Below are 5,858 nucleotides of genomic sequence, written 5' to 3'. Positions count from 1 at the left end.
TCTGGCGTCGGCTCCCAGCGGTAGTTCCGGGCCACGTTGAAGGCGATGTTGGTCGCCAGCGCCGTCTTGCCCATCGACGGGCGGCCGGCGAGGATCAGAAGGTCGGACGGGTGCAGGCCGCCCAGCTTCTGGTCGAGGTCGTCGAGGTTGGTGGCCAGACCGGCGAGCTTGCCGTCGCGCTGATAAGCCTCGGCGGCCATCTGCACCGCGCCGGACAGGGCCGTCGAGAAGCTGACGAAGCCCGAGGACGGCTTGCCGGTCTCGGCGAGATTGTAGAGCTGCTGTTCGGCGCACTCGATCTGGTCGATGGCCGCGGTTTCAGGCTGCGGCGCCTCCTTGATGATCTCGCCGCCGATGCGGATCAGGTCACGGCGCAGGGCAAGGTCATAGACCACGCGGGCGTAGTCGGGGGCATTGGCGCCGGGCGGCGCGCGGTCGACGAGGTCGGCGAGGTAGCGCAGGCCGCCGAATTCCTGGAAGGCCGGATCCTGCTTGAACCGCTCCATCAGGATGGTCGGCTCGGCCAGCAGGCCCTGGCGGACGTGATCCTCGATGGCGTCATAGAGCCGTTGGTGGAACGGCTCGTAGAAATGGCTGCCGCGCAGGCGGTCCGACAGGCGCTCGAACACCGCATTGTCGAACATCAGGCTGCCCAGCAGGGCCTGCTCGGCCTCCAGGTTATGGGGCAGGGACGGGATGGCCGAGGGGTCCATCGGCGACGGGAAGGCGACGGGGGCGAGGGCGTTCATCGGGGAAGGCATAACCTCCCGATACGTCGGAATCGGACGGAAAAGTCGGCTGCCCGTCAGATGAACGGGGACACCCCTGTGGATGGGCTGAAAAGGCCTGACAGATCAGCGGCGGCTCAAGCGGGGCAGGGATGCCGCTCGACCATCCACTCGCGGATGGCCTGGGTCACGCTGATGTCCTGGCGGCGGGCCGGAAGCGCCTTGAACCGGGCCAGCAGGCCCTCAGGGGTAATGCCGGTCCCCCGCGCCGGAATGCAGTAGGCCGGGCGGCGGCCGGCGGCGACGGCCGCGGTCTGCTCGTCCCGCACCGCGTGAACGGCGCGGCTGACCTCGTCGACCAGGCGGCGCCCCTCGGGCCGGAGCATGGCCGTGGCGTTCTGGGGCAGGCGGTTGGCGGTGGCGAGGAACTCGCGCACGGTCATGGGCCGGGTCTGGGCCGGGGCGGACGTGGCGATCAGGCTCAGAGCAAGCCCGATGGCGAGGGCGGATCGGATCATGGACATCGGCCTCCGGGCGCTCAGTTAGAGGCGAGGCGGCCTTATGGCAACGGTCGTCGCCCTGGAATGGAAAAAGGGCGCGCCCGCATGGACGCGCCCTTCTTCGATTTTCAACCTGCAGACCGGGCTCAGGCTTCGGAGCCGAGGCCTTCCTGCTGGCCGGCGCCGCCGGCGATCATGTCCTGGGCCGCTTCCAGCGCTTCCGCGCGGTCCTGGTCGTAGGCGGACTTGATCACGTCCTCGCCCTTCGCCTGACGTTCGGCCTCGTCGGCCGAGCGGGCGATGTTGATCTTGACCGTGGCGGTGACCTCGGCGTGCAGGCGGACCTGCACTTCGTGGACGCCCAGGGTCTTGATCGCGGTGTTGAGCACGACTTGCGAGCGCTCGACCTTGCCGCCTTCGGCCTGGACGGCCTCGGCGACGTCGCGGCCGGCGACCGATCCGTACAGCTGGCCGGTCTCACCCGCCTGGCGGATCATGACGTAGGTCTGACCGTCGATCTTGTCGGCCACCTTCTGCGCCTCGGCCTTGTTCTTCTCGTTGCGGGCCTCGATGGCGGCGCGGTCGAGTTCGAAGGCCTTCAGGTTCGCCGACGTGGCCCGACGGGCCTTGTCGCGCGGCAGAAGGAAGTTGCGGGCGAAGCCGTCCTTGACGGACACGACGTCGCCGATGGCGCCGAGGTTCTCGACGCGTTCAAGCAGAACGACCTTCATCTTACTTCACCACATAGGGCAGGAGGGCCAGATAGCGGGCGCGCTTGATGGCCTTGGCCAGTTCACGCTGCTTCTTCTGGGAGACGGCCGTGATGCGCGACGGGACGATCTTGCCGCGCTCGCTGATGTAGCGCTGCAGCAGTTTCACGTCCTTGTAGTCGATCTTCGGGGCGTTGGCGCCGGAGAAGGGGCACACCTTGCGGCGACGATAGAAGGGACGGCGGGCCGGGCCGGAGCCGGCCGGCGCGCCCGGCGAGGGAGCGGTGGTGTCGGTCATGTTCCGGGTTCCTTATTCGGCTTCGACGGCGTCTTCGCGCGGCGTGCGTTCACGCTCGCGTTCACGCTCGCGCTCGCGGCGGGCCAGCAGGGGCGACAGCTCCAGGTCGAGTTCCTCGACGCGGACGGTCAGCCAGCGCAGCACGTCCTCGTTGATCGACAGCTGACGCTCGACCTCGGCCATGGCGGCCGGAGGAGCGTCGACGGCGAGCAGCGAATAGTGCGCCTTGCGGTTCTTCTTCACGCGGTAGGTCAGGTTGCGCAGACCCCAGTACTCGATCTTGGCGACGGAGCCGCCGCCTTGCACGATCAGGTCCTTGATGGTGTCGTTCAGCGCTTCGGCCTGCTGCGCCGAGATGTCCTGGCGCGTCATGACCGTGTGCTCGTAAAGAGCCATGCGGTTAGTCTCCCTTGGTGGGCGTCGGCGCGGGGGGACCGGGTGAGTCCTCGCCACGATGGATCCTGAAGCGGCGGCCGGGATGACTTCCCGAACCCTTTGGAACTCCGCGTCAGGACCGAAGCCCTGGAAAGGCGGGGCGTATAGGGGAAAAGGGGCGGGCGGTCTAGCCCAGCGATCGCGACAGCCAGCCGATGGGTCCGGAACTGAGCAGCAGCAGACCTGCCGCATGCCACCACAGCCGCCGGACGAAGATCAGGGAGGTGAAGATGGCGAGGACCAGAAAGTCGATGATCCTCTGGCCGAGGAACTCCAGCAGCGATCCGTCGATGGCGCTGTCGACGACTTCCACGAGCAGGAGCCAACCGAGGGCGGCGGTGAACAGGCTCCAGAAATACGGCCCGTTGCGGTGGTAGTAGGCCTTCAGGTCGAGACCGTCGGGAGTGACCTCGTCGGGCAGGGCTGCGGCGGCCAGCAGGAACAGGATGACCAGTTCCACGAACAGCGGCAGGAACTCGCCGATGGTGATGGCGCTGTCCTGCGGCCGGTAGAGGCTCCACCAGATCTGAAGCAGGGTCAGGACGACGAGCGCCGTCGCCGCCGGGGCCGCCCAGTGCCATTTCACGGCCTTGCCGGCCCGGATCAGGCGATTGAGGCTGACCAGCACGTCGACCAGCGCCAGGCCGATGATGATCGACGCCAGGACGGACGTGTATTCAAACGCGCTCATGCCGCTCCCCCGAACCGCTGCCCGAGCCTAGGCCGGTTCATGGCGTCGCGCCAAGGGTCCGCCGCTACTGCGGCCGGATGACCATGCAGGTGACGCGGCGCTCGGCCAGGGTGGCGCAGGCGGCCTGGGCGGCCTGTTCGCTCATGCCGGTGAAGCGTGAGCGGTACCAGCCCTCGGCGTTCTGAACGGTGCGTTCGGCGGCGGCGAACTGGCTGCGGAAGCGGCGATTGACCTCGGTCAGCCAGTCGCGGGCGACCGTCTCGTCACGGAAGGCGCCGACCTGGACGGCCCAGCGTCCCGCGGCCTGACGCGCCGTCTCACGGGGCACCGGACGGCTGGGGGCCGGGCGGACGGGCGCGGCGCCATTGAGCGAGGCGGTGACGTCGGACGGCCCCTCTGCGCGCAGCAGCGAGGCGACGGTGCGGCTCTCCGACGGGGCGGGCGTGACCCGCGCCGGCTGGGGCGGGGTCGCCGGCAGGGAGGCGTAGCTGACGCTGGTGGAGCCGACGCCGGTCTCGACCTCGTCCTCCTCGTCGGCCACGGAGGCGTACTGCACCGGGCCGGAGTTGTCGGGTCCGATCCCGAAGCCGCGCTGCTCGAAGAAGGTCTGGGCGATCTGGATCGGCTGGCCGGCCCGGCGCAGGCGCTCGAGCTCGAAGCCGGTATCCATCAGGGCGGCCACATGGCTGTTGCGGCTGGCGGTGGTCCGTCCGCCGAGGACGATGGTGATCAGCCGGCGCCCGTCCCGCACCGCCGAGGCGGCGAGATTGTAGCCCGAGGCGTTGGTGTAGCCGGTCTTCATGCCGTCATAGCCGCCGCCCTGGCGCAGCAGGCCGTTGGTGTTGCGGTACTCGCGGCCTTCATAGGCCCAGTCGTGCAGGCCGAAGTAGCGGTAGTACTGCGGGTAGTCGCGCATCACCGCCCGGGCGAGGATGGCGAGATCCCGGGCCGTGGTCACCTGACGGGAGTCGGGCAGGCCGTTGGGGTTGAAGTAGCGGGTCTGGGTCATTCCCAGCTCGCGGGCCTTGGCCGTCATGCGGGCCGCGAAGGCGTCCTGGGAGCCTCCGACGTGTTCGGCGATCGCCATGGCCATGTCGTTGGCGCTGCGCACGGCCGTGGCCTTCATGGCGTCGTCAAGGGTGATGGTCTGGCCGGCGGCGAGGCCGAGCTTGGACGGCGGCTGGCTGGCGGCGCGCGGCGACACCGTGATGACGTCGTCCAGCTTGACCCGGCCCTCGGTCAGCGCCTCGAAGGCCAGATACAGGGTCATGACCTTGGTGATGGAGGCTGGATAGCGCCGGCTGTCGGCATGGCGGGCGAACAGCACCTCGCCGGATTCCGCATCGACCACGATGGCGGCGTAGCGGGTGTCGTCGGACGACTGGGCGACCACCGGCGGTGTGGTCGGGACCACGGCCAAGGCGACGACCAGCATCAGCGACAGCAATCCGCGGCGGATCAGGGCGAAGATCGGCAAGCGCAGGCCTCATACATAAAGCGCGACGGCGGCCCCACCACGCGACGCTGACGAAAGGCTAACATGCGTCATCGGGGTTTCGTGAGGGTAAACAAGCCGTCAACGGATTTGTGAAGCGCTCTCTCCTGTCAGGGGGCATCGCCGTCTTCCTGAGGTTATTGTGCGGCGCACAAAAAATCCTTGACCTTCCTTCGCACTTGCACCATATGAGGTCCGTCGCGATGGGGTTCGCCCGTCGCGGAACAATCACAAGCGGCCAAGCCGCGACAGGTTCAGGAGAGATACCATGGCCGACAGCGCCGAAACCGTGAACGTCAAGAAGACCGTCGAAGCCGCCACCGCCCAGGTCAAGGCTACGGCCGAGAAGGCCCAGGCCCAGGCCGAGAAGATCCAGGCCGCCGGCGCGCAGGCGTTCCGTGAGGCCGCCGACAAGTCGGTCGCCGGCCTGACCGAGCTGAACGCCGAGGGCAAGAAGAACCTCGAGGCGGTCGTCGCCTCGGCCACCGCCGCCCAGAAGGGCGTCGAGGCCCTGTCGGCCCAGACCGTCGCCTACGGCAAGAAGTCGTGGGAAGACGGCGTCGCCGCCGCCCAGTCGCTCGCCGCGGCCCGCTCGGTCCAGGAACTGGTCGAGCTGCAGACCTCGTGGGCCAAGTCGGCCGCCGAGACCTACCTCGCGGAAGTCACCAAGATGACCGACGTCTTCACCGCCTCGGTGAAGGACAGCTTCAAGCCGATCAACGAGCGCGTCACCGCCTCGGTCGAGAAGTTCCAGGCCGCCCGCTAGGGCGATCTGCCTCTCCAGTAAGCGTAACGAGGGCCTCCGGAGCGATCCGGGGGCCTTTTCGTTGTCTCCGGAGCAGACCGTTTCTCACGCAACGTGTGACTGGACGCCGCTTCAAATCAGGCCATCATCTCCTATCTGTCCATCGACTCCCCAAACACGGACAACGAATGCCGCCGTCACGTAAGGCCGGTGATCAGGAAGGGGGCCTCGGGGCCGCCACCGTCACCGAAACAAA

8 protein-coding genes are annotated in these 5,858 nt (G+C 68.1%); 1 reads left to right on the top strand and 7 read right to left on the bottom strand.

Translation table 11 applies throughout. The annotated features are described in order from the left end of the window. The 7 genes from VGD32_RS03435 to VGD32_RS03405 all read right to left on the bottom strand — a co-directional run. Positions 1–749: DnaB-like helicase N-terminal domain-containing protein (locus VGD32_RS03435; protein ID WP_331030502.1), on the bottom strand; the 749-nt coding region annotated here is incomplete at its 3' end. Between the two features lie 116 nt (positions 750–865). Beyond that, positions 866–1,246, bottom strand: coding sequence for a hypothetical protein (locus tag VGD32_RS03430; protein ID WP_331030501.1), 381 nt, complete (start codon positions 1,244–1,246; stop codon positions 866–868). Between the two features lie 128 nt (positions 1,247–1,374). Then, a complete protein-coding gene (rplI, locus tag VGD32_RS03425) occupies positions 1,375–1,959 on the bottom strand; it encodes a 50S ribosomal protein L9 (protein ID WP_331030500.1) in 585 nt (194 codons plus the stop codon). A gap of 1 nt (position 1,960) precedes the next feature. Then, a complete protein-coding gene (gene rpsR, locus VGD32_RS03420; protein ID WP_168048961.1) occupies positions 1,961–2,236 on the bottom strand; it encodes a 30S ribosomal protein S18 in 276 nt (91 codons plus the stop codon). A gap of 12 nt (positions 2,237–2,248) precedes the next feature. Further along, on the bottom strand, positions 2,249–2,632 hold the full coding sequence (rpsF, locus tag VGD32_RS03415) for a 30S ribosomal protein S6 (RefSeq protein WP_331030499.1): 384 nt from the start codon (positions 2,630–2,632) through the stop codon (positions 2,249–2,251). A gap of 166 nt (positions 2,633–2,798) precedes the next feature. Continuing rightward, complete coding sequence (locus VGD32_RS03410; protein ID WP_331030498.1) at positions 2,799–3,362, bottom strand: hypothetical protein; 564 nt, start codon at positions 3,360–3,362, stop codon at positions 2,799–2,801. Positions 3,363–3,426: 64 nt separating this feature from the next. Beyond that, the gene (locus VGD32_RS03405; protein ID WP_331030497.1) at positions 3,427–4,839 is read right to left on the bottom strand and encodes a serine hydrolase; all 1,413 of its coding nucleotides are present in this window, start codon (positions 4,837–4,839) and stop codon (positions 3,427–3,429) included. Between the two features lie 286 nt (positions 4,840–5,125). Here VGD32_RS03405 and VGD32_RS03400 point away from each other — a divergent pair, with 286 nt between their 5' ends. After that, a complete protein-coding gene (locus VGD32_RS03400) occupies positions 5,126–5,623 on the top strand; it encodes a TIGR01841 family phasin (protein ID WP_331030496.1) in 498 nt (165 codons plus the stop codon). Positions 5,624–5,858 lie beyond the last annotated feature (235 nt).

Source organism: Brevundimonas sp. (assembly GCF_036402095.1).
Classification (GTDB): Bacteria; Pseudomonadota; Alphaproteobacteria; order Caulobacterales; family Caulobacteraceae; genus Brevundimonas.
Note: the sequence above shows the minus strand (reverse complement) of the source record. Positions and strands in the feature narration are given on the sequence as shown.